This is a genomic window from Nocardioides islandensis (genome assembly GCF_015352455.1).
GTDB lineage: Bacteria > Actinomycetota > Actinomycetes > Propionibacteriales > Nocardioidaceae > Nocardioides > Nocardioides islandensis.
In genome coordinates, this window is record NZ_JADKPN010000004.1 from 230,767 (window position 1) to 253,523 (window position 22,757).

Sequence of the window (22,757 nt, forward strand, 5' to 3'; positions counted from 1 at the left end):
GTGGGCAGAGTGGGGCCATGGAGATCCGAGCCGCCACCGAGGAGGACCTCGCCGAGGTCTCGGCGATCTACGACCACCACGCCCGCACGTCGGTGTCCACCTTCGACGACGAGTCCCCCGGCCCCGAGCGCTGGGCGTGGAAGGTCTCCCCGTCCGCTCGCCCGGGGGAGCACCTGCTCGTGGTGGTCGCCGAGGACGGCGACGTGCGGGGGTACGCCGAGTCGTCGGTGTTCCGCAACCGGCCGGCGTACGACCGGACCCGCGAGGTCTCGGTGTACCTCGGCCTCGACGCGCGCCAGCAGGGCTTCGGCCGCAAGCTGTACGACGAGCTGCTGGGGCTGCTGCGCACCGACGGCATGCACGTGGCCGTCGCGGTCATCGCGCTGCCCAACCCGGCCAGCGAGGCGCTGCACAAGGCGTGCGGGTTCGCGCCGGTCGGGGTGCTGGAGCAGGTCGGGTACAAGTTCGGCGCCTGGGTGGACACCGCCTGGTGGCAGCTGCGCCTGGACGATGAGGATCCCGCCTCGTGATGATCCGGCCCGCGGAGCTGCGGGCGATCCGGGAGGGCACGATCGACCTCGCGTTCCGGCGCTGGGACCGGCCGCGGGTGGTCGTCGGCACGAAGATGCGGACGATGGTCGGGATCGTCGAGGTGACCTCGGTGTCCGAGGTGGACGTGGACACTCTCACCGAGGAGGACGCCCGCCGAGCGGGCTCGGCGTCGCTGGCCGCGCTGGTCGACGCGCTGGCCTTCAAGGCGGACAAGCCGGCCTGGCGGGTCGGCGTCCGCTACGGCGGGGCGGACCCGCGAGCGGCACTGCGGGACGCGGTGCCGACGCGCGAGGAGGTCGCCACGATCGTGGCCCGGCTCGAGCGACTCGACCGTGCCTCGTCGTACGGCGCCTGGACCCGCGAGACCCTCGACCTCGTCGACCGCTTCCCCGAGCGCCGGGCCCCGGACCTGGCCGCACAGGTGGGCCGGGAGACGGCCGCGTTCAAGACCGACGTGCGCAAGCTCAAGGAGCTGGGCCTGACCGAGTCGCTGGCGATCGGCTACCGCCTGTCGCCCCGCGGCGAGGCCGTCGTCGACAAGCTCCGCGGGCGCAAGCGGAAGCGGCCGCCGCGGCCCGTCGGGACGGACCTTCCGCGGGCCATCGGCGCCCCTGCCACCCGCGCCCTGCGCGCCGCCGGCCTGACGTCGCTGGAGTCCCTCGGCGCCGTCACCGAGGCCGAGCTGCTGGCCATGCACGGCGTCGGCCCGATCGCCCTCGCGCGGCTGCGCGAGGCGCTGGACGACGCCGGGCTGGGGTACCGCGCGGAGTGATGCCCCAGACGCGCGAGTTGCGCCCCCGGCACCTGCGAGTTGCGCCCCCGGCACCTCCGAGTTGCGCCCCCGGCACCTGCGATTTGCGCCCCCGGCACCTGCGAGTTGCGCCCCCGGCACCTGCGAGTTGCGCCCCCGGCACCTGCGAGTTGCGCCCCCGGCACCCGCGAGTTGCGCCCCCGGCACCTGCGACCGCACCCGAGGCGCAACTCGACCGTCCCCGAGGCGCAACTCGACCGCGCCCGAGGCGCAACTCAGCCGTCCGCGAGCCGACAGGAGGGGCCGATAACGCGTTGGGTTTGTCGGTGCCATCGGCAAGGATCGCGACGTGACCGACGTGACGCCCGTTGTCCTGCCCGCCGCCGCCGACTTCGCCGACTGGCTCGACCAGCGCTGCGAGACCGGTCTGCGGGCCGCCCGCGCCGCCGTCGACCGGCTCAAGGGCGGCGAGGCGACCTCGGCCATCGAGGCCCTGCGCATCTGGGACGAGGGCCAGACCGGCATGTCCAACGCGATCGCCTGCGGGTCGGTGTTCAGCGAGGTGCACCCCGACGAGGCGGTCCGCGCCCGGGGCGACGCCGCGGTGCAGGAGGTGCACAAGCTCGACACCGAGCTGCAGCTGGACCGTGAGCTGTACGACGTCTTCGCCGCGCTGGACGCCTCGACGCTCGACCAGTCCGCGGCCCGCCTGCTCGAGAAGACGCTGCGCGACTTCCGCCGTTCCGGCGTCGACCGCGACGACGCGACGCGGGCGCGCATCAAGGAGATCAACGAGCAGCTGACCACCGTCGGGCTCCAGTTCCGGCAGAACCTCCGCGACGACAAACGGTCCTTCAGGATCTCCCCCGACCGGCTCACGGGCATGCCGCAGGACTGGCTGGACTCCCACGAGGTCGACGACGACGGCCTGGTCACGCTCACCAGCGAGTACCCCGACGCGATCCCGGTCCGCACGTTCTGCACCGACCGCGAGGTGCGCGCCCAGATGGTCGAGGCCTTCCTCAACATCGGCTGGCCGAGCAACGACGCCCTGCTCAAGGAGATGTTCGAGCTGCGCGAGGAGCTCGCCAAGCTGGTCGGCTACGACACTTGGGCCGACTACGACGCCGACGTGAAGATGATCGGCAAGGGCCCGGCGATCCCGGAGTTCATCGACCGCATCGCCGAGGTGGCGCAGTCGTCCGGCGAGCGCGACCGCGCCGTGCTCCTCGCCCGGCTCCGCCAGGACCACCCCGGCGAGGACTCCATCGGCGGGGTCGACTACCCGTTCTACGAGGAGCTGGTCCGCAAGGAGCAGTACGACGTGGACGCCCAGGTCGTCCGCACCTACTTCGACTTCCAGGCGGTCCGCGCCGGGCTGCTCGACGTGACGGGCCGGCTCTTCGACCTGTCGTACGCACCGGTCACCGATGTCGAGCTCTGGCACCCGGACGTGACGGCGTACGACGTCGAGCTCGCGGGCGAGACGCTGGGGCGGATCTTCCTCGACCTCCACCCGCGCGAGAACAAGTACAACCACGCCGCGCAGTTCACGCTCACCGACGGCATCGCCGGGCGACAGCTGCCCGAGGGCATCCTGGTGTGCAACTTCCCCAAGGGGCTGATGGAGCACGACGACGTGGTGACGCTGTTCCACGAGTTCGGTCACCTGGTGCACCACATCCTGGCCGGGCGGGTGGACTGGTCGCGGTTCTCCGGCGTGGCCACCGAGTGGGACTTCGTCGAGGCGCCGAGCCAGCTGCTCGAGGAGTGGGCCTGGGACGCCGGCGTGCTCCAGACCTTCGCGCGCAACGCCGAGGGCGAGCCGATCCCGGCCGACCTGGTCGCCGCGATGAAGCGCGCCGACGACTTCGGCAAGGGCTACCACGCCCGCACGCAGATGTTCTACGCCGCGATGTCGTACTGGTTCCACACCGACCGCCCGTCCGACCTGACGGCCGCGACGATCTCGCTGCAGGACAAGTACTCGATGTTCTCCTACGTCCCGGGCACCCACATGTCCGCCGGGTTCGGGCACCTCGAGGGGTACTCCTCCGGCTACTACACCTACATGTGGTCGCTGGTCATCGCCAAGGACCTCTTCAGCGCCTTCGACCCCGAGGACCTCTTCGCCCCCGAGGTCGCCCACCGCTACCGGGACCTGGTCCTCGCCCCGGGAGGCACCAGGGACGCCGCCGACCTCGTCGAGGACTTCCTCGGCCGCCCCTACACCTTCGACGCGTACGCCGCCTGGCTCGCGCGCTGACGCCGTGCCCGGCCCGCGCCGAGAGCCCCTGTCGGTGGCGTTTGTCAGGATGAAGGGGTGCACGAGGCCCTGACCCGCTTCAGCGAACCCACCCGGGAGTGGTTCGCGGCTGCGTTCGCGGAGCCGACGACGGCCCAGCAGGGGGCGTGGGAGGCGATCGGGGCCGGGCGGCACGCGCTGGTGGTGGCCCCGACGGGGTCGGGCAAGACGCTGGCGGCGTTCCTGTGGTCCATCGACCGGCTGCTGACCGCCGAGGTGCCGGACAGGGCCCAGCGCTGCCGGGTGCTGTACATCTCCCCGCTCAAGGCCCTCGGCGTCGACGTCGAGCGCAACCTGCGGGCGCCGCTGGCGGGGATCCGGCACGCCGCCGACCGGCTGGGCCTGGAGCAGAAGCTGCCCGACCTCAGCGTCGGCGTCCGGTCGGGCGACACCACGGCCCAGGAACGACGCGCGCTCACCAGCAGGCCCCCGGACATCCTCATCACGACCCCCGAGTCGCTCTTCCTGATGCTCACCTCCCAGGCGAGGGAGTCCTTGAGAGGCGTGGAGACGGTGATCCTCGACGAGGTGCACGCCGTCGCCGGCACCAAGCGCGGCGCCCACCTGGCCGTCAGCCTCGAGCGCCTCGACGCGCTCCTCGACAAGCCCGCCCAGCGCGTCGGCCTCTCGGCGACGGTCCGGCCGCTCGACGAGGTGGCCCGGTTCCTGGGCGGCCACGCGCCGGTCGACATCGTCGCTCCACCGGCCGAGAAGCGCTGGGACCTCAAGGTCGTCGTCCCCGTCGAGGACATGACGGCGCCCGACGGCGACCAGGTCGACAGCGACGCGGACGCCGACGACGGCCGTTCGGGGTCGATCTGGCCGCACGTCGAGGAGCACGTGGTCGACCTGGTCGAGCAGCACCGCTCGACGATCGTCTTCGCGAACTCCAGGCGGCTGGCCGAGCGCCTCACCGCGCGGCTCAACGAGATCGCCACCACGAGAGCAGGCGGGCAGCTGCCCGACGCGGGAGGCAAGCCACCGGCCCAGGTCATGGCCCAGTCCGGGGCGTCCGCGGGCGCCGAGGTGGTCATCGCGAAAGCGCACCACGGCTCGGTCTCCAAGGAGCAGCGGGCCATCATCGAGGACGACCTCAAGCGCGGCCGCCTCCCCTGCGTCGTCGCCACGTCCAGCCTCGAGCTCGGCATCGACATGGGCGCCGTCGACCTGGTCGTCCAGATCGAGTCGCCGCCCAGCGTGGCCAGCGCGCTGCAGCGTGTGGGTCGCGCCGGCCACCAGGTCGGGGAGGTGTCGCGCGGCGTGCTGTTCCCCAAGCACCGCGGCGACCTCGCCCAGACCGCCGTCGCCGTCGAGCGGATGCGCACCGGCGCCATCGAGTCGCTGCGCGTCCCGGCCAACCCCCTCGACGTGCTGGCCCAGCAGGTCGTCGCGGCGACCGCCCTCGACGCCTGGTCCGTCGACGACCTCTACGACCTCGCGCGCCGCTCCGCGCCGTTCGTGAACCTCCCCCGCAGCGCCTTCGAGGCCACCCTCGACCTGCTCAGCGGCCGCTACCCCTCCAACGAGTTCGCCGAGCTGCGCCCGCGTGTCGTCTGGGACCGCGTCGGCGGCACGATCACCGGCCGCCCCGGCGCCCAGCGCCTGGCGGTGACCAGCGGCGGCACCATCCCGGACCGGGGCCTGTTCGGCGTGTTCCTCGTCGGCGAGGGCGCCGGCCGCCGCGTCGGCGAGCTGGACGAGGAGATGGTCTACGAGTCCCGCGTCGGCGACGTCTTCGCCCTCGGCGCCACCAGCTGGCGCATCGAGGACATCACCCACGACCGCGTCCTGGTCACGCCCGCGCCCGGCATCCCGGGCCGGCTGCCCTTCTGGAAGGGCGACACCCTGGGCCGTCCCGCCGAGCTGGGCGAGGCCATCGGCGGGTTCACCCGTGAGCTCGCAGCGCTGCCCTCGAAGCAGGCCAACGCTCGCGCGGCCGAGGCCGGTCTCGACGCGTACGCCGCGGACAACCTCGTCAGCTACGTCCACGAGCAGGTCGAGGCCACCCGGGTCCTGCCCAGCGACCGCACCCTCCTGGTCGAGCGGTTCCGCGACGAGCTCGGCGACTGGCGGCTGGTCCTGCACTCCCCCTACGGCGTCCCGGTCCACGCCCCGTGGGCGCTGGCCATCAACGCCCGCCTGCGTGAGAGGTACGGCGTCGACGGCCAGGCGATGGCCTCCGACGACGGCATCGTGATCCGCATCCCCGACACCGACGTCGAGCCACCCAGCGGCGACCTGGTCGTCTTCGAGCCCGACGAGATCGAGGACCTGGTGACCGGCGAGGTCGGCGGCTCCGCGCTGTTCGCGGCCCGCTTCCGCGAGTGCGCCGCCCGCGCGCTGCTGCTCCCCCGGCGCGACCCCGGCCGCCGCTCACCGCTGTGGCAGCAGCGCCAGCGCGCCGCGCAGCTGCTCGAGGTCGCCGCCAAGTACCCGTCGTTCCCCATCGTCCTCGAGGCCGTCCGCGAGTGCCTCCAGGACGTCTACGACCTCCCGGCCCTGGTCACGCTGATGAAGCGCCTGGACCGCCGCGAGGTCAGCGTCAGCGACATCGAGACGACCACGCCGTCCCCCTACGCGCGCACGCTGCTGTTCGGGTACGTCGCGCAGTTCGTCTACGAGGGCGACTCACCGATCGCCGAGCGCCGCGCCGCCGCGCTGAGCCTCGACCAGGGGCTGCTGGCCGAGCTGCTGGGCAGGGCCGAGCTGCGCGAGCTCCTCGACCCCGAGGTGCTCGAGGAGGTCGAGGCCGAGCTCCAGCGGCTCACCGACGACCGCAAGGCGCGGGACGTGGAGGGCGTCGCCGACCTGTTGCGGCTGCTCGGCCCGCTGACCGCCGACGAGGTCGCCGCCCGGACCGTGCCCGGCACCGACGTCACGGACTGCCTGACCCGCCTGACCGACTCGCGTCGCGCGGCCGTGGTCCGGATGGCCGGCGACGAGCGGTGGGCCGCGATCGAGGACGTCGGCCGCCTGCGCGACGCCCTCGGCGTGCCGGTGCCCCCGGGCGTCCCCGACGTCTTCACCGAGTCCGTCGACGACCCGCTCGGCGACCTGGTCGCGCGCTACGCCCGCACCCACGGCCCGTTCACCGTCGACCAGCTGGCCACGGCGCTGGGTCTGGGTGCCGCGGTCGTCCGGCACACCCTCCAGCGACTCGGGGGCCAGGGTCGGGTGCTCGACGGCGAGTTCCGGCCGGCCGGCACCGAGACCGAGTGGTGCGACGCCGAGGTGCTGCGCCGGCTGCGCCGCCGCTCGCTGGCCCGCCTGCGCCAGGAGGTCGAGCCCGTCGAACCGCAGGCGCTCGCGCGGTACCTCCCCGCCTGGCAGTCCGTGGCCGACGGCACCCCGGGCGGCCGACGGGGCCTGCGTGGCGTCGACGGGGTGCTCACCGCGATCGACCAGCTGGCGGGCGCACCGGTGCCGGCCTCCGCGCTCGAGCAGCTGGTGCTCGCGGCCCGGGTGCGCGACTACGAGCCGGCGTACCTCGACGAGCTGACTGCGGCCGGTGAGGTCATCTGGGCCGGCCAGGGCGACCTGCCCGGCAACGACGGCTGGGTCGCGCTGCACCTCGCCGACCAGGCCCCGCTTACCCTGCCGCCGCCGACCCCGTTCGAGCACTCCGAGTTGCACCAGGCGGTCCTCGACGCCCTGGCGCCCGGCGGCGCCTGGTTCTTCCGCCAGCTCAGCGACCAGGTGGGCGCCTCCGACGACCGGGCCCTGGCCGCCGTGCTGTGGGACCTGGTGTGGGCGGGGCGGGTCAGCAACGACACCCTCACACCCCTGCGCGTGCTGATCCGCGGGGGCAGGACGGCCCACCGCACCCGCCAGGCGCCCGCGCGCACCCGCACGACCGTCTCCGGACGGCCGCGGATGCCGAGCCGTGGCGGTCCGCCCGAGACCGCCGGCCGCTGGGCGGTCCTGCCGGCCCTCGACGACGACCCGACCCGCCGCGCGCACGCCGTGGCCGAGCGCCTCCTCGACCGGCACGGTGTGGTGACCCGCGGCGCGGTGATGAGCGAGCGCGTGCCGGGCGGGTTCGCGTCGGTCTACAAGGTCCTGTCCGCCTTCGAGGAGACCGGCCGCTGCCGCCGGGGCTACTTCGTCGCCTCGCTCGGCGCCGCCCAGTTCGGCACCTCCGGGGCCGTCGACCGGCTGCGCACCTTCGCGGAGGTGCCGGACGACGCCAAGCCGGTCGCCGTCGCGCTCGCGGCCACCGACCCCGCCAACCCCTACGGCGCCGCGCTCCCCTGGCCCGACCGGCCCGAGAAGGCCGAGGGCGAGGGCGTCGGCCACCGTCCCGGACGCAAGGCCGGCGCCATCGTGGTCCTCGTCGACGGGGCCCTGACCCTGTACGTCGAGCGCGGCGGCAAGACCCTCCTGACCTGGCCCGAGGACCCCGAGCTGCTCGAGCCCGCCGCGCACGCCCTGGCCGACGCCGCGCGGCGCGGGGCCCTGGGCCGGATGACGGTCGAGCGCGCGGACGGCGAGCAGGTGCTCGGGACCGGGCTGACGCCGCTGCGGCTGGCCCTGACCGCCGCCGGGTTCGTGTCCACCCCGCGCGGGCTGCGGCTGCGCGGCTGAGGCATGCCCGAGGGGGACGCGGTCTGGCGGACCGCCCGCAAGCTGCACCAGGCCCTCTCCGGCCAGGAGCTGGTGCGCACCGACTTCCGGGTGCCGGCGATCGCGACCACGGACCTCGCCGGCGGCACGGTCACCGAGACGGTCTCCCGCGGCAAGCACCTCCTCACCCGGATCGACCACCAGCCGACCGACCAGCGCTGGACCCTGCACACGCACCTGAAGATGGAAGGCTCCTGGCGCGTCTACGACCGGGGCCAGCGCTGGAACAAGGCGGGCCACCTCGCGCGCGTCGTCCTCGACGTACCCACCCGCACCGCCGTCGGCTTCCAGCTCGGCGTCGTCGAGCTGGTGCTGCGCGAGCACGAGGACCGCATCGTCGGCCACCTCGGTCCGGACCTGCTCGGTCCCGACTGGGACGACGAGGAGGCGGCGCGCCGGCTCACCGCGGACCCGGATCGTCCGCTCGGCGAGGCTCTGCTCGACCAGCGCAACCTGGCCGGCATCGGCACGATCTACCGCAGCGAGCTGTGCTTCCTCACCGGCTACGACCCGCGCTCACCGGTCGGCGTGGTGACCGACCCGCTGCGGATGGTCCGCCTCGCGCACTCGTTGCTCGTGCAGAACCGCAACCTCCCCCAGATCGCGACCACCGGCGACAAGCGCCGCGGGCGCAGCCTGTGGGTCTACGGCAAGCCGGGCGAGCGCTGCCTGCGCTGCGGCACGCCCATCGCGTACGCCGAGCTCGGCGAGCCCGGCCGGGCGCGGGCGGCGTACTGGTGCCCGTCCTGCCAGCCTGCACGCTCGTGATCGCCGGGTCAGGCGGCGGAGCCGACGACCTCGCCGCGGCCGGCGACGCGGGCCCGGACGGCTTCGAGGGTGGTCAGCTGCGCGGCGGCCTCTTCGAGGGCGACGGCGTCGGAGACCTCACGGAGGACGTCCGAGAGCGGGACGTCGAGGGCGTCGCACAAGGAGTAGAGCAGCTCGCTGGACGCTTCCTTCTGGCCGCGCTCGATCTCGGAGATGTAGCCCAGGCTCACGCGGGCCTCGGCGGAGACCTCACGGAGGGTCAGGCCGCGCTGGGTCCGCTTGTCGCGGAGCACGTCACCGAGCAGACGCCGGAACAGCACCATCGCCCTCACCCTTTCCCATGGACAGGTCCTCTGCACACGTTCCTGTGCAGTACCTGCCCAACGCTACCCGAGGCCTGGTTCTTCCCTCCGGAGGTTCCCCCGAACGGTCCCCAGCAGCGCGTCGAGCGCCTCCCGGCAGGTGCGCTCCTGGATCGCGGCACGGTCGCCGACCAGCTCCAGGGCCAGGGCACTCTCTCCGTCCGGCCCTGCCACGCCGACGTACACCGTGCCCACGGGCTTCCCCTCCTGCTCGTCGGGCCCGGCGACGCCGGTGGTGGAGAGCCCGTACGTCGCCCCCGTGAGGCCGCGCACGCCGCGTGCCATCGCGCCGGCGCACTCGGGCGAGACCACGCCGTACCTCTCGACGAGGTCCTCCGGCACGTCCAGCAGGGCCACCTTGAGGGCCGTCGCGTAGCTGACCACGCCGCCGACGTACACCGCCGACGCCCCGGGTACCTCGGTCACCAGCGCGGCCAGCCGGCCCCCTGTCAGCGACTCGGCGGTCGCCAGAGTCGCCTCCCGCTCGCGCAGCGCGTCCACCAGGGCCGAGGCGGCGGGACGACCCCCTCGATCGGGTGATCTGTTGCCCAACCTCACGCGGCTACTGTTCCAGTCATGGCCCTGCCGATCGAGGACTACGCCCTCATCGGCGACCGGCACACGGCGGCCCTGGTCGGCAAGAACGGCTCGATCGACTGGCTCTGCCTGCCCCGGTTCGACTCCCCCGCGTGCTTCGCCGGCCTGCTCGGCGACGACTCGCACGGCCACTGGCAGCTCGAGCCGACGATCGCCTACGACGTGACGCGGCGCTACGTCGACGACTCGGCCGCCCTCGAGACGACGTTCACCACCGAGGACGGCGAGGTCACCCTGCTCGACGTGATGCCGACCGGCGACCACCGCGCCGACGTCGTGCGCGTGCTGACCGGCGTCCGGGGCACGGTACGGATGCGACACGAGTGGGTGGTGCGGATGGACTACGGCGCGATCCGCCCGTGGGTCCGCCGTCGCGACATCCGTGGCGAGGAGGTCATCACCGCCGTCGCCGGGCCGGACAAGCTCGTGCTCCGGGCCCCCCGGCTCCCGGTGGCACACGACGGCACGCACCGCGACGAGTTCCCGGTCGACGCCGGCGACGAGCTGACGTTCTCGATGACCTGGATCCCGTCGTACGAACGCACCCCGCCCAGCGCCGACCCGCCGATCGCCCAGACGATCGCCGACGAGTCGGAGTGGGCGGCCCGGTGCCACCACGACGTGCCGCACGCCGACGTCGTACGCCGGTCGCTGGTCACCCTCCGGCTGATGACCCACGAGCAGACCGGCGGCATCGTCGCCGCGCCGACCACCTCGCTGCCCGAGGACTTCGGCGGCGAGCGGAACTGGGACTACCGCTACTGCTGGCTGCGCGACGCGGCGCTGACCATCGAGTCCCTCATCGACGCGGGCTACACCGACGAGGCGAGGTTCTGGCGGCACTGGCTGCTGCGCGCGGTCGCCGGCGACCCGGGCGACCTCCAGATCATGTACGCCGTCGACGGTGCCCGCCACCTGCCCGAGCACACCCTCGGTCATCTGCCGGGGTACGCCGGCTCGGTCCCGGTGCGCGTCGGCAACGCCGCCGTGGAGCAGCGTCAGACCGACGTGATGGGCGAGGTGATGATCGCTCTCTCCGCCGCGCGCAGCGCCGGGCTCGAGGACGACGACGACGCCTGGAACATGCAGCGCAGCCTGGTCAACGGCCTCTGCGAGACCTGGCGGGAGCCCGACCACGGCCTCTGGGAGATCCGCGGCCCCGCACGACACTTCACCCACTCCCGCGCGATGGTCTGGGCGGCGTTCGACCGCGCCGTGCGCGCTGTCGAGGACGAGGGCCTCAACGGACCCGTCGAGCGCTGGCGCGAGTGTCGCGACGAGGTGTGCGAGGCGATCATGACCGACGGGTACGACGCCGAGCGCAACACCTTCACCCAGCACGACGAGACCACCGAGGTCGATGCCTCGCTGCTGGTGCTGCCGCTGATCGGCTTCGTCAAGGGCGACGACCCGAAGATGCTGGGCACCATCGAGGCCGTCGAGAAGGACCTGCTCCGCGACGGCCTGCTGATGCGCTACCGCACCGAGACCGACATCGACGGCCTCCCCGGCGACGAGCACCCGTTCCTCGCCTGCTCCTTCTGGCTCGTCTCCGCCTACGCCGCCGCCGGCCGTCTCGACGATGCCAGCGCCCTGTTCGACCGGCTGGTCGGCCTGGTCAACGACGTCGGCCTGCTCTCGGAGGAGTACGACCCGGCCAACCACCGCATGGTCGGCAACTTCCCCCAGGCGTTCAGCCACCTGACGCTCGTGCAGGCGGCGTTCCGGCTCCGCCAGTCCACCAGCACGGTGCGCTGACCTTCTCGCGCGACACGGAGGAGGGGCCCGCGCCCCCCGCGCAGACCCCTCCTGACCGTGGTGTCACCCAGAGCTCAGCCGCGAACCACCCACAGGTTGATGAACTTGTAGGCGCGCTTGAACTCCTTGCCGCCGAGGTACTTGACCTTCAGCCGCTGCTTGCCGGTCTTGTTGAACTTCGGCAGCTTGATGGTGACCTTGCCGTCGACCAGCTTGCCCTTGTACTGCCTGCCGCCGATCTTGACCGCGGCCCAGCCCTTCGGGTCCATGCCGGGGACCTTGACCTCGATGCTCACCGAGGTACGGGTCTTGCCCGCGATGGCCCGCTGGGGCGACTTGCTGGTCGCCAGCCGGGGCTTGGCCTTGATCTGGTGGTTGAAGGTGCCGTGGAAGATCCCGACCATCGTGTCCGAGGGCTCGGCGACGACCGACAGCTGCGAGAAGCGGATCCGCGGCGTCCGGAAGTTGAACTTCGCCAGGCCGTTGGCCACCGGGAACTCACCCAGCTTCACCTGGATCGGCTTGCCCTTGACCAGGGTGGTGGCGTAGAGGCCGGCCTCGGTGTTCTGCGGGCTCCCCTGCGAGGTGAGGTCGAGACCGTTGACCCGGAAGGTGTACTTCTTGCCGGGCTTCACCGAGGTCTTCATGTTCTGCGCCTGCACCTGCTGCCGGGCGAAGTCGGGCGCGATGGGGCCCGCCTTCTGGAGGTAGCCGATCCACAGGTCGCGGTCGACCAGGCCGGTGTCCTTGGACGTGCCGTCCTTGAACGCCGTGAAGTTGTCGCCACCGGTGCCGAGGAAGCTGAAGGTGCTGACCGTGTAGATCTTCTTCAGGTCCAGCGGCAGGCCGTTGACGAGCACCGAGGTGATCCGGCTGCCGTAGGGCTTGGTGGCGTCCTGGGTGACGCGGACGTTGTCGGACAGGCCGAGCGCCAGGAACGCGCGGGCGGCGCCAGCCGGCTGCCACTGCTGCTCGAGGACCGTCTTGAGCTGCTTCCCGGTGAGCTGCACGAGCCAGATGTTGTTGACGAACGGCAGCACGCCGTTGGCCTCGGCGTAGGTGACGACGCCGTCGGTGTTGGCCGGGTTCGAGGCCGGGTCGCCCTTGAAGTAGAGCTCGTCGCGCAGGCCGCCCGGGTTCACGATGCCGATGTCGGCCTTGCCCTGGTCGGCGGGGATCCCGTCGCGCAGGGCGTTGGCGACCAGGTCGCCGAGCGTGGACTCCTGCTCACGCACGTCGCGCTCGCCACCGGCGTACCTGCCGCCGGTGTAGGCACCGAACCGGAACGCGGTGGTGATGTCCGCGGTGATCCGGCCGACCGGCTGGTTGCCCACCGTCTTGGCCGCCGCCAGGGCGGCGTCCACGGTGTTCTTGACCTTCTGGAGGTCGGCACCGTACGTCGGGTTGGCGACGAGGTCGGCGTCGCTGGTCGTCACGCGAGCGGTGTTGCTCGCCGCGTTGGCGGTCACCTTGCCGGTGCCGGTGTTGTAGTCGAGGAGCACCTGGCCGACGTTCTCGCCGTACGAGCCGGTCTGCACCATCGGTCGCGTCGGCTGGTCGCCGCCGGTGACGGGCTGGCTGTACACGTACTTCTGGTGGGTGTGCCCGTTGAAGACCGCGTCGATGTGCGGGTCGAGGTTGGCCATCGCCGCGAACTCGCCGCCGGCCGCGAACGCGTCGACGTAGCTCGAGGTCACGTTGGAGCCGGCGTGGAACGTCGCCACCAGCACGTCCGCCTCGTCGTTGCCGGTGTTGCCGTCGCTGAGCTGGGCGGCCACCCGGTTCACCGCCGCGACCGCGGGGCCGAAGTCCAGCGTGCTGATGCCGCCGGGACTGACCAGGCTCGCGGTCTCCTGGGTGACCGCACCGATCACGCCGACCTTGACCGCGTCGCCGTCGGCGTCGGTCAGGTTGTAGATCTTGTACTCGGGCAGCGCCGGGGTCTGGGTGCCCTTCTGGTAGACGTTCGCGCCGAGGTAGTCCCACTTCGCGTTGGTCTTGTTGTTGATGACGCGGTCCCGCAGGTCGGCCCAGCCCTTGTCGAACTCGTGGTTGCCGACGGCCGAGGCGTCCAGCCCGACCTCGTTCATCACGTCGATCGTGGGCTGGTCACCGGCGCTCGCGGACGCGAAGAGCGAGGCACCGATCAGGTCGCCGGCGCCCACCACGAGCGACGCGCCGGGCGAGGTGCCGGACGTGTCGTACTCGAGCTTCTTGACGGTGCCGGCCCACTTCACGGTGTTGGCGTCGATGCGCCCGTGGAAGTCGTTGATGCCGACGAGGTTGATCTTGATCTGGCCGTCTGCGGCCTGGGCGGGCGCCACGGTGCCGGCCACGATGGCGAGAGATCCCGCCAGCAGGCTCACCGAGGCCCCGAACGCCAGCCGCGCATTCATGCGGTGTCGCACAGGTTCTGCCTTCCGGTCGTGGTTGATCCGTGAGAGCACGTACGTCGGCGGCGGCGTGCGAGCACGCGCGAGACCACCCCGTACACCCGCTCCGACGGCCACCGGGCCCGAGAAGTTCGCGACGCGGACCAGAAAAGCAAAGAAGTCCGGCCCGCCCCACGAGTGGGACGGGCCGGACCGGTTGTTGCTTGGTGCTGCGGTGCTACTTGACGAAGTCGACCTTCTGGCGGTCGGCCACCTTGTTGAGCAGGCTGCTACCGAGGTACCTGGCCTTCAGGGTGTAGGTGCCCGCCGTCGAGACCTTCGGCAGCGTGAACGTGGCCTTGCCCTTGACGAGCTTGACCGTGATCTCCTTGCCGGTCCCCTTGATGGTCAGCTTCACCTTGCCGGTGACCGGGACGCCGTTGGCCGCGGTCACCCGCACCACGACCTTGTCGCCGCCGGCCTTGGACACCTCGTCGGCGACCTTCAGCTTCACCGTCGGCGTCGCCTTGCGCACCTTGAACGTGACGGTGCTCTGCGACGGGGCGAACTCGTTCGTCCCGAGGTACTTCACCGTCAGCGTGTGCGTCCCCGGCAGCATCGACTTCGCCGCGAGGGTCAGGCTGCCCACACCCGCCGAGATGGTGGCGGTGCCGATCTTGGCGCCGGACTCGTCGAACACGTCCGCCGAGCCGTTGGCGTCGGAGCGGCTCACCGCGATGGTGAGCAGGCCGGCCTCGCCGTACGGGAAGGCCTTCACCGCACCGGCCACCGTGGTCGGTGCCGGCGTCGGCGCGGGCGGGGGCGGCGGAGGCGGCGTGGTGCCACCACTCACCGTGACCGGGACGATGGCGCTGGTCCCGGAAGCTCCCTCCACCACCAGCTGCGTGGCACCGGGGGCCGTGCCGGCCGGGATGACCACGTCGACCGACGCGGTGCCCACCTCGTCGTTGCTGCTGGCGTTGCCCGGCGGGCTCAGCACGGTCGCGACCGGGAAGGTCCCGAGGGTCGTGCCACCCAGCTTGACCGACACCTGCGTGTCACGAACGGCGTTGTTCTCCGTCATGACCAGCGAGGTCAGGTCGAACGTGACGTGGTCACCCACGGCGTACGACGCCGGTGCGGCACCCGGGAACTTCACCCCGACCGCCTGCTGTGCATAGCTGATCGGCAGCGGCGGGTCACCCGCGCCGGGGTTGGCGAACTCGGCCATGTAGTCGACCATCGCCTGCAGGTCCACCTTTCCGGTGTCCCGCTTCTGCGTGCCCTGGGCGAAGGTGAGGAAGTTGTCCCCGCCCGACGCCAGGAACGAGTTCGCCGTCACCGAGTACGACGTCCCGGACTGGATCGGTGTCCCGTTGAGCCACATCCCGGTGATGCGTGAACCTGCCGGCTTCGACGGGTCGTAGGTGTAGGTGAAGCCCTTCGACGCACCGAGACGCAGGAAGGGTCGCGACGCGCCCGCGGGCTGCCACTGCTCCTCCAGGACCGACTTGATCTGCGCCCCGGTGAGCTTCATGTTCACCAGCGTGTTGGCGAACGGTTGGACGTCCGCCGCCTGCTTGAAGGTGAGCGTGCGCGGGAAGGCGCCGGTGCCGGTCCCGAGCATGTCCTGACGCAGACCGCCGGGGTTCATGAAGGCGATCTGGGCCGAACCCGACTCGGGGTTCTCGGTCGCCCACCGCTGCACCTCGGCGACGAGGTTGCCCAGCGTGGACTCGCCACCCCGGTTCTCGCTGCCGTCGATGAAGCGGGCACGCCCGAACGGACCGCCGATCTGGCCCAGGGGCACCGCGCCCAGGACGCTCGCGTTCGCCACTGCGGCGTCCACGATCGTCTGGGTCGGGGCGTCGACCGGGTAGTTGAAGGGACCGCCGTTGGCGACCTTCAGCCGGAGGACGTTCTGGCGCTTCGAGATGACCTCGCCGGTGCCCGGGTTGACGTCGAACACGATCTGGTTGAGGGCCGCGCCGTACTGGCCGGCGGAGACCACCGGACGCTTGGTGACCTTGCGTCCCTCGTCGACCCAGTCCTGCACCGTGAAGTCGCAGTTGTACTCCAGGTGCGTGTGACCGGACACGATCGCGTCGACGTTCTCGTCGATGCCGTTGATGATGCTGCCGAAGTCCGAGCTCGGGTCGTCGTCCATCGTGGCGCAGTCGGTGCCACCGGCACCCTCGTGCACCAGCATGATGACGATGTCGGCGTTCTCGACGTCCTTCAGCTCGTCGGCCTGGGTGTTCACCGCCGTGACGATGTCGGTGACATCGATGTCGGCGATGCCGGCCGGCGACACGAGCTCCGGCAGGTGCTCGGTGACCGCACCCACGAAGCCGACCTTCACGCCGTTCATGGTCTTGGTCCACGTCGGGGCGATCTCGTCGACGGGGTCGTTGGTGCCCTTCTTCACCAGGTTGGCGGCGAGGTACTCCCAGTTGGCGCCACCCTTCGGGTTGGTGGTCGCGTCGTAGGGAGCCATGACGCGGTTCACCAGGTCGTCGTAGCCCTGGTCGAACTCGTGGTTGCCCACCGAGGAGACCTCGAGGCCGGCCGAGTTCAGCGCGTCGATCGTCGGCTTGTCCTTGTCGATGAACGACTCGAACGTGGACGCGCCGATCAGGTCACCCGCCGCCGCGAACACGGTGTTCGGGTTGTCCGCCCGGAGCTGCTTGACCGCGCCGGCCATCACCGCCGCGCCGGCCGAGGCCGAGGCAGGATCGTTGGCGATGCGACCGTGGAAGTCGTTCGTGCCCAGGATCTGGATCTCGATGCCGTTGTTCGGCTTGTTGATCCCGACGATCTCCGGGTTGTGGTCGGAGGAGGCGTAGATCGTGTTGCGGTTGAACAGCTGCGTCACGTTGTAGTTGAAGCGGCTGTACTGGTTGAACACGAACTCGCTGGCGTTGATGTCGACCACGTCGGCGCCGGTGACGTCGGCGTACGCCGCGTCGTTGGCGAAGATGTGGTCGAGGGAGCCCGACAGGCCGGAGAAGCTGTACGACTCGTCGCCGCCGGGGCCCTCCTCGACCGCGTGGTAGTCGTCGGAGTTGCCGGCGACGTTGTCCGCACCCTGCTCGATCTCCTGGACCGGGTCCTCCTCGCTGTAGGCGTTGAAGTCGCCCACGAGGAACATCCGAGCGATGCCGCGGTCGGTCTTGAACTGCGTCGCGAAGTCGAGCAGCCCGTTGGCCTGCTTGACCCGGTCGGCGTTCGCGTTGCCCTGACCGTCGGGGTCGGGCGTGCCCGAGCCCTTGGACTTGAAGTGGTTGACGATCACGCCGAAGGCGTTGGCGTCACCGGTGCCGCGGACCTTGAACGCCTGGGCCAGCGGCTCACGGGCGTTGTTGAAGTCGGCGTTGCCGACCAGCACCTTGGAGGCACCGACAGGGATGACCTTGGCCGGGTTGTAGATGAAGCCCGTGCGGATCACGTCCTGCTCCGCCAGCGGCGGGAGGTCGGCGGCAGCCGGCGAGGGCACGTAGGCCCAGCGGGTGCTGCCCGCGTCGGTGTTGAGCGCGGCCACCAGCTTGCTGATGGCGTCGTCGCGGCTCCGGCCGAACTGGACGGAGTTCTCCAGCTCCTCCAGCGAGACCACGTCGGCGTTGAGCGCGTTGATCGACTTCACGATCTTGCTGCGCTGGCGGCGCAGGTTCGTGTCGTCCCAGGCACCGCGCGGGCCGTTGGGCGTGCAGGAGTTCACCGCGATCGGGTTGTCGTCGCGGTCCAGGAACGCCGAGCAGGCGTTGGTGGCAGGGTTCAGCGCGACGTACTCCGCGGCCGAGACCGGGAAGAAGTTCAGCACGTTGAACGTCGCCAGCTTGATGTCGCCGCCCACGGCGGCCGCACCGGTCGGACGGGTGTTCGTGAAGTCCACGCCCGCGCTCGAGCCGTCGTCGGTGACCTGCTGCAGCGGGATCAGCCGGCGGGTGCCGAAGCTGTCGCTGTAGATCATCGGGTCGTTGAACGCGACCGACGAGCCCACCCGGATCGGGTTGGTCGGGGTGTAGTACGGGAACGGCACGTCGTCCTGGCCGGTGCCCGCGGTGTTCCAGAAGGTGATGCTCGAGGCGTCGTCGAGGACCAGCTGGTGGGCCTTGTTGTACGCCGTGCGCGTGTCCACGGCCGCGTGGTCCTGCGCGTCGATCTCCTCGGTCGGCGCGACCAGCGGGTCGGTCGAGTTGGCCGCGAGGCCGACCTCGCCGAACATGCTGCTCGACGACGAGGTGCCCCACGCGTCGCCACCGAAGGCCGACCCGTCGAAGGCGTCGGTCACGGTGAAGTCGCCCGAGGCGTCCCAGAGCTCGCCCTCGTGGGCCTCCTGCGCGGCGGCCAGAGCGGCGCCGGTGAGGCAGGTGTTGCCCGGGAGCGCGCAGTCGGTGCCGGGCAGCGCGCCGGTGTGCGGGTCGATCGGGGTGGCCGCGCCACCGTCGGCCAGCGAGCCGCCGGCCGTGTTGATGTCGATCTCGGTGAGGCCGTTGAACTCCTTGACCAGGCCGACCACGTTGGCCGTGTTGCCCACGGCCGGGATCTGGCCGAGCTTGGAGGAGCCGACGTAGACGAAGATCGCGTCCGAGGCGTCGGGCGTCGGGTCGGAGGCGCCACCGGACCCGGCGGTCTGCATGTAGAAGCCGTCGAAGCCACCCGTGGTGTAGCGCGAGGTCACCACGCCGGTGGTGGTCGCGAGGAAGCCGTTCTTGGTGGCGTTGACCCCGTTGCCCTGGATCTCCGCGATGGAGCCGGTGAACGGCGTCGGGTTGACCTGGTTGACGGCGTCGGGCGTCAGGTTGCCCTGCGGCGTGAAGTCCGCGAGGTTCGAGTCGGTGTCCGCGCTCGCCGCGTTGCGGCCCAGGCTGGTCGTCACGTTGTAGCCGGTGCCGGCCGCAGTGGTCTCGGGCGCGTTGCTCGTGCCGTAGCCCAGCTTGTCCACGATGTTCGTCGGGCTCGACGGGTCGACCGGGGTCGTCACCGAGGCGAGCGTGATCGTGCCGCCGGCGGAGCCGCTGGCGTTGAAGCCGGTGGCCGTCTGGTCGCCGCCCGGGACCGCCACGCCGTTGGCGCCGTTGCTGCCGCCGACGAGGGTCCAGTAGCCGTGCGAGGCGATGGAGCCCGTCAGGGGCACCACGGTGGTCGAGTTCCCGGTGCTGCCCGCGGCGCGGTACTGCAGCGAGTAGGTCGACAGGCTGATGGCGCTGCCGGTCGGGTTGTACAGCTCGACGTACCGGTTGGTGTAGGTGGCGCCGGCCGAGCCGCCGTTGAGGTAGGCCTCGTTGATGACGAGCCCGGTGCCTCCGGGGTTCGCCAGTGCGGGTGGGGTGAGAACCGTGAGACCGGCCGCCACCACCGCAGCGCTCGCCAGGACGGCAAGGCGCTTGGGGGATGTGGACATGCGTTTCCTAACGCTCGAGAACAGGTCGTGACACCGCGGGGAAGAAGGCGCACCTCACCCGTTGGACGGATGTGGGCGCCGTCACCCTAACCCGGGGGCGGGGGGACCTCACCCGGCCAAGAAGTGACGAATCAGCGAACAGGCGATTGGCGGATGTTGCCGCGCTGGTGCCAGACGTCGCGGAAGAACTCGTAACCGGACCAGAGAGTCATCGCGACGGCGCCCGCCAGCAGCAGCTGGGCGGCGTAGAAGAGCAGCGTGCCGACCGTCTCGGAGGGCTCGCCGGTGACCTGCCGCAGCGGCAGGCAGAGAGTCGCGAGGGCGGTGGCCTGGAGGGCGGTCTTGATCTTGCCGGACTGCGCGGCGGCGACGACGACCTGCTTGAGGATGGACAGGCGCAGCAGCGTGACGCTCCACTCGCGCAGCAGCACGACGATGGTCACCCACCACCAGATGTCGCCGACGATCGAGAGCCCGATGAAGGCCATCCCGGTCAGTGCCTTGTCGGCGATGGGGTCGGCGATCTTGCCGAAGTTGGTCACCAGGTTGCGGGCGCGGGCGATGTCGCCGTCGATCTTGTCGGTGATCGCCGCGCCGACGAACAGCACGAACGACGCGATCCGCCACCCGACCGAGTCGCCGCCGTCGTGGAGGAGGGCGTAGGCGAAGAACGGCACCATCACGATGCGCAGCCCGGTGAGGACGTTGGGCAGGTTCCAGTTGCTCGCCTCGGTCATCGCGCCACCAGGTCGACGCCCTCGCTGCTCACCACGACCGCGGTGACCAGCTGCCCGACGGTGACGTCGGAAGCGTCGACGAGGCTCGTCGTACCGTCGACCTCCGGGCCCTGGTGCGCGGCCCGGCCGACGACCTCGTCGCCGACCGACTCCACCAGGACCTCGACGACCTCGCCGATGCGCTCCTCGGCGCGCTGGGCGGTGAGCTCCTCGACGAGGGCCGTGACGTGCGCGACGCGCGCGAGGACCTCGTCCTCGTCGAGCTTGTCGGTGAAGCCGGCGGCCTCGGTGCCGTCCTCGTCGGAGTAGCCGAAGACACCGGTGACGTCCATGCGGGCCTGTTGCAGGAAGTCGGTGAGGACCTCCAGGTCGGCCTCGGTCTCTCCCGGGAAGCCGACGATCACGTTGGAGCGGACGCCGGCGTGCGGCGCCTTCGCGCGGACCGTGTCGAGCAGGGCGAGGAAGGACTCGGCGTCGCCGAAGCGGCGCATCCGGCGCAGGACCGGTCCGGAGGCGTGCTGGAAGGAGAGGTCGAAGTACGGCGCGACGCCGTCGGTCTGGGCGATCGCCTCGACCAGGCCGGGGCGGGTCTCGGCGGGCTGGAGGTAGGAGACGCGGACGCGGTCGACCCCGTCGATCCCGGCCAGCTCGGGCAGGAGGGTCTCGAGGAGGCGGAGGTCGCCGAGGTCCTTGCCGTAGGACGTGGAGTTCTCGCTGACGAGGAAGAGCTCACGCGCTCCCTGGCCGGCCAGCCAACGGGCCTCGTCGAGCACCTCGGTCGGGCGGCGGCTGACGAACGAGCCGCGGAAGCTGGGGATGGCGCAGAACGAGCAGCGCCGGTCGCAGCCGCTGGCCAGCTTGAGGCTCGCGGTCGGACCCTTGTCGAGCCTCATCCTCAGGGAAGCCGGCGCGTGCCCGGGGATGCTCCGCTTCGTGTCCTGGCGCTGCGCGGGTGAGATCGCCAGCAGCGTGCGCCGGTCGCGCGGTACGTGGGTCTCGTGCCGCTCGCCCTGGATGATGCCGCTGAGCTTCGCCGCGATGTCCGGGTAGTCGTCGAACCCCAGCACCGCGTCGGCCTCCGGCAGGCTGGCCGCCAGGTCCGCGCCGTACCGCTCCGCCAGGCACCCGACGGCCACGACGTGCTGGGTCCTGCCGGTGCCCTTGAGGTCCGCCGCCTGGAGCAGCGTGTCGACGCTGTCCTTCTTGGCCTGCTCGACGAACCCGCAGGTGTTGACCACGACGGTGTCGGCCTCGGCCGGGTCGTCGACGAGCGTGAAACCGCCGGCCGCCAGGCGGCCCGCCAGCTCCTCGGAGTCCACCTCGTTGCGCGCGCAGCCGAGGGTCACGAGCGCGACGGACTGGCGGGTGGCAGGCATAGGGCTTCGAGTATGACGGGTGGGTCAGCTCGCGCAGGAATCACCGGTCGGCCGGGTATTCCGTCGTCGAGTGACCTGAAAGCCATCGGAATCAGCGTCGCCAGGGTGCGAGAGGGGTCAGTCGACCTCGCGTGGCGGTAGCGGCGACCGACCACAGCTGGGGCAGAGCGCCGGAGCGTCTCCGGGCCGCTGCCATCCGGTCGAGCACCAGGGGTACGTCGTCGATGTCCCGGCCCTCGACGGTGAAGGGCTCCAAACCGACCCGACGGAACCTGTCCTCGCGACCGACGTCGCGCCTGCTCCGCTCGGCTCCGCGGTGGTCGGCTCCGTTGTACTCGCCGAGCACGCCGAAGCGCCAGTCCATCAGGTCCGGGTGCCCGATCAGGCGGTCGCCACCGTCCAGCACGGCTGGGTTGCAGAGTGGGCGATCCCATCCAGCATCGAGGACCCAGATCAGCCGCAGGCGTGTCTCCATCGGCGACCAGGAGTCGTCCACGGCGAGCCCGAGCGCGTCGAGCACGAGCGCACGGTCTCTCGCTCCTCGACGGGTGTCTGCGTGAGCCCGCATCTCGTGGATCGTGAGCAGCTTCGCAGCGGCGGCCATGTCGGCGGCGACGACGGCTTCGCGAAGCTCACCGGTACGCCGCATCTCGTCGAACAGCGCCGGCGCCGGCCGCAGTACACGGACGCCACACACGACGACGACGTCTGCCTCCTCGAACGCCGACCGCGTCACTGCGATCCGGCCGTCCGACCGTAGGCGATCGCCGTTCGCAGCCACCTGCACGCGCAACGGCGTACGTCCGTCACGATCCCATCCGTCGAAGTAGCCGCCACCCCACAGCCGCAGGGCGGCCCACCCGGTGATCGCGCCGGCCCGGAGCCGGTGGCCCTGCTCGATGATGCGCTGTTCAACCGTGGCGAGCCTGCTCGCAGGGGCGTAGAGCCCCGAGGACGTACGCTCCCAGTCCCTGCCCTGCGTCTGGCCACGGGTCGGTCCCGTCACTCCATGCGGATCGATGCGCACCGGCGCGATGAGCCCCGTCGGACGCGGCGCGCGGACTCCCCATCTGCTCTCCCCCATGACCCTGATGCTCCCCGGGACAGTCAGACCTGAACCCGTGCCCGCGCATCTGTGGAGAACGACGAGTG

Annotated in this window: 13 protein-coding genes; 6 read left to right on the top strand and 7 right to left on the bottom strand. The window is 71.4% G+C overall.

The features are described 5' to 3' along the window. Positions 1-17 precede the first annotated feature (17 nt). The 5 genes from ISU07_RS09940 to ISU07_RS09960 all read left to right on the top strand — a co-directional run bounded on the left by ISU07_RS09940 (position 18) and on the right by ISU07_RS09960 (position 8,999). Positions 18-530 carry a GNAT family N-acetyltransferase gene (locus ISU07_RS09940; protein WP_194706620.1) on the top strand — a complete coding sequence of 171 codons (513 nt, stop codon included), beginning with the start codon at positions 18-20 and terminating at the stop codon, positions 528-530. Beyond that, on the top strand, positions 527-1,324 hold the full coding sequence (locus ISU07_RS09945) for a hypothetical protein (protein ID WP_194706621.1): 798 nt from the start codon (positions 527-529) through the stop codon (positions 1,322-1,324). Before ISU07_RS09940 ends, ISU07_RS09945 begins: the two co-directional genes overlap by 4 nt. A 328-nt stretch (positions 1,325-1,652) precedes the next feature. Continuing rightward, positions 1,653-3,569: a M3 family metallopeptidase gene (locus tag ISU07_RS09950; RefSeq protein ID WP_323742527.1), complete on the top strand. Its 1,917-nt coding sequence runs from the start codon at positions 1,653-1,655 to the stop codon at positions 3,567-3,569. A gap of 57 nt (positions 3,570-3,626) precedes the next feature. Next, entirely contained in the window at positions 3,627-8,192 is a 4,566-nt protein-coding gene (locus ISU07_RS09955; RefSeq protein WP_194706622.1) for an ATP-dependent helicase, read from the top strand. Positions 8,193-8,195: 3 nt separating this feature from the next. Next, complete coding sequence (locus tag ISU07_RS09960) at positions 8,196-8,999, top strand: Fpg/Nei family DNA glycosylase (protein WP_194706623.1); 804 nt, start codon at positions 8,196-8,198, stop codon at positions 8,997-8,999. 8 nt (positions 9,000-9,007) lie between these two features. Here the strand turns inward: ISU07_RS09960 and ISU07_RS09965 are convergent, their stop codons facing one another. Together ISU07_RS09965 and ISU07_RS09970 are read right to left on the bottom strand one after the other, a co-directional pair. Next, a complete protein-coding gene (locus ISU07_RS09965; protein ID WP_194706624.1) occupies positions 9,008-9,322 on the bottom strand; it encodes a helix-turn-helix domain-containing protein in 315 nt (104 codons plus the stop codon). 63 nt (positions 9,323-9,385) lie between these two features. Then, positions 9,386-9,919, bottom strand: coding sequence for a CinA family protein (locus ISU07_RS09970; protein WP_323742528.1), 534 nt, complete (start codon positions 9,917-9,919; stop codon positions 9,386-9,388). Positions 9,920-9,937: 18 nt separating this feature from the next. Between ISU07_RS09970 and ISU07_RS09975 the strand changes: the two genes are divergently transcribed. Then, a complete protein-coding gene (locus ISU07_RS09975; RefSeq protein WP_194706625.1) occupies positions 9,938-11,716 on the top strand; it encodes a glycoside hydrolase family 15 protein in 1,779 nt (592 codons plus the stop codon). Between the two features lie 74 nt (positions 11,717-11,790). Here the strand turns inward: ISU07_RS09975 and ISU07_RS09980 are convergent, their stop codons facing one another. The 5 genes from ISU07_RS09980 to ISU07_RS10000 all read right to left on the bottom strand — a co-directional run bounded on the left by ISU07_RS09980 (position 11,791) and on the right by ISU07_RS10000 (position 22,689). Continuing rightward, the gene (locus tag ISU07_RS09980; protein ID WP_194706626.1) at positions 11,791-14,124 is read right to left on the bottom strand and encodes a bifunctional metallophosphatase/5'-nucleotidase; all 2,334 of its coding nucleotides are present in this window, start codon (positions 14,122-14,124) and stop codon (positions 11,791-11,793) included. A 202-nt stretch (positions 14,125-14,326) separates the two neighbouring features. Further along, the gene (locus ISU07_RS09985) at positions 14,327-19,492 is read right to left on the bottom strand and encodes an ExeM/NucH family extracellular endonuclease (protein WP_194706627.1); all 5,166 of its coding nucleotides are present in this window, start codon (positions 19,490-19,492) and stop codon (positions 14,327-14,329) included. 131 nt (positions 19,493-19,623) lie between these two features. Continuing rightward, complete coding sequence (gene pgsA, locus ISU07_RS09990) at positions 19,624-20,229, bottom strand: CDP-diacylglycerol--glycerol-3-phosphate 3-phosphatidyltransferase (RefSeq protein ID WP_194706628.1); 606 nt, start codon at positions 20,227-20,229, stop codon at positions 19,624-19,626. After that, positions 20,226-21,605: a 30S ribosomal protein S12 methylthiotransferase RimO gene (rimO, locus tag ISU07_RS09995; RefSeq protein WP_194706629.1), complete on the bottom strand. Its 1,380-nt coding sequence runs from the start codon at positions 21,603-21,605 to the stop codon at positions 20,226-20,228. Before rimO ends, pgsA begins: the two co-directional genes overlap by 4 nt. Positions 21,606-21,696: 91 nt before the next feature. Next, positions 21,697-22,689 (bottom strand): hypothetical protein, encoded by a 993-nt coding sequence (locus tag ISU07_RS10000; RefSeq protein ID WP_194706630.1) that lies wholly within the window; start codon positions 22,687-22,689, stop codon positions 21,697-21,699. Positions 22,690-22,757 lie beyond the last annotated feature (68 nt).

Excerpts from the sequence above, each read along its gene's own strand:
- ISU07_RS09940 (WP_194706620.1), top strand. The coding sequence starts at position 18 with ATGGAGATCCGAGCCGCCACCGAGGAGGACCTCGCCGAGGTCTCGGCG.
- ISU07_RS09960 (WP_194706623.1), top strand. The coding sequence starts at position 8,196 with ATGCCCGAGGGGGACGCGGTCTGGCGGACCGCCCGCAAGCTGCACCAG.
- ISU07_RS09965 (WP_194706624.1), bottom strand. The coding sequence starts at position 9,322 with ATGGTGCTGTTCCGGCGTCTGCTCGGTGACGTGCTCCGCGACAAGCGG.
- ISU07_RS09975 (WP_194706625.1), top strand. The coding sequence starts at position 9,938 with ATGGCCCTGCCGATCGAGGACTACGCCCTCATCGGCGACCGGCACACG.
- ISU07_RS09985 (WP_194706627.1), bottom strand. The coding sequence starts at position 19,492 with ATGTCCACATCCCCCAAGCGCCTTGCCGTCCTGGCGAGCGCTGCGGTG.
- pgsA (WP_194706628.1), bottom strand. The coding sequence starts at position 20,229 with ATGACCGAGGCGAGCAACTGGAACCTGCCCAACGTCCTCACCGGGCTG.
- rimO (WP_194706629.1), bottom strand. The coding sequence starts at position 21,605 with ATGCCTGCCACCCGCCAGTCCGTCGCGCTCGTGACCCTCGGCTGCGCG.
- ISU07_RS10000 (WP_194706630.1), bottom strand. The coding sequence starts at position 22,689 with ATGGGGGAGAGCAGATGGGGAGTCCGCGCGCCGCGTCCGACGGGGCTC.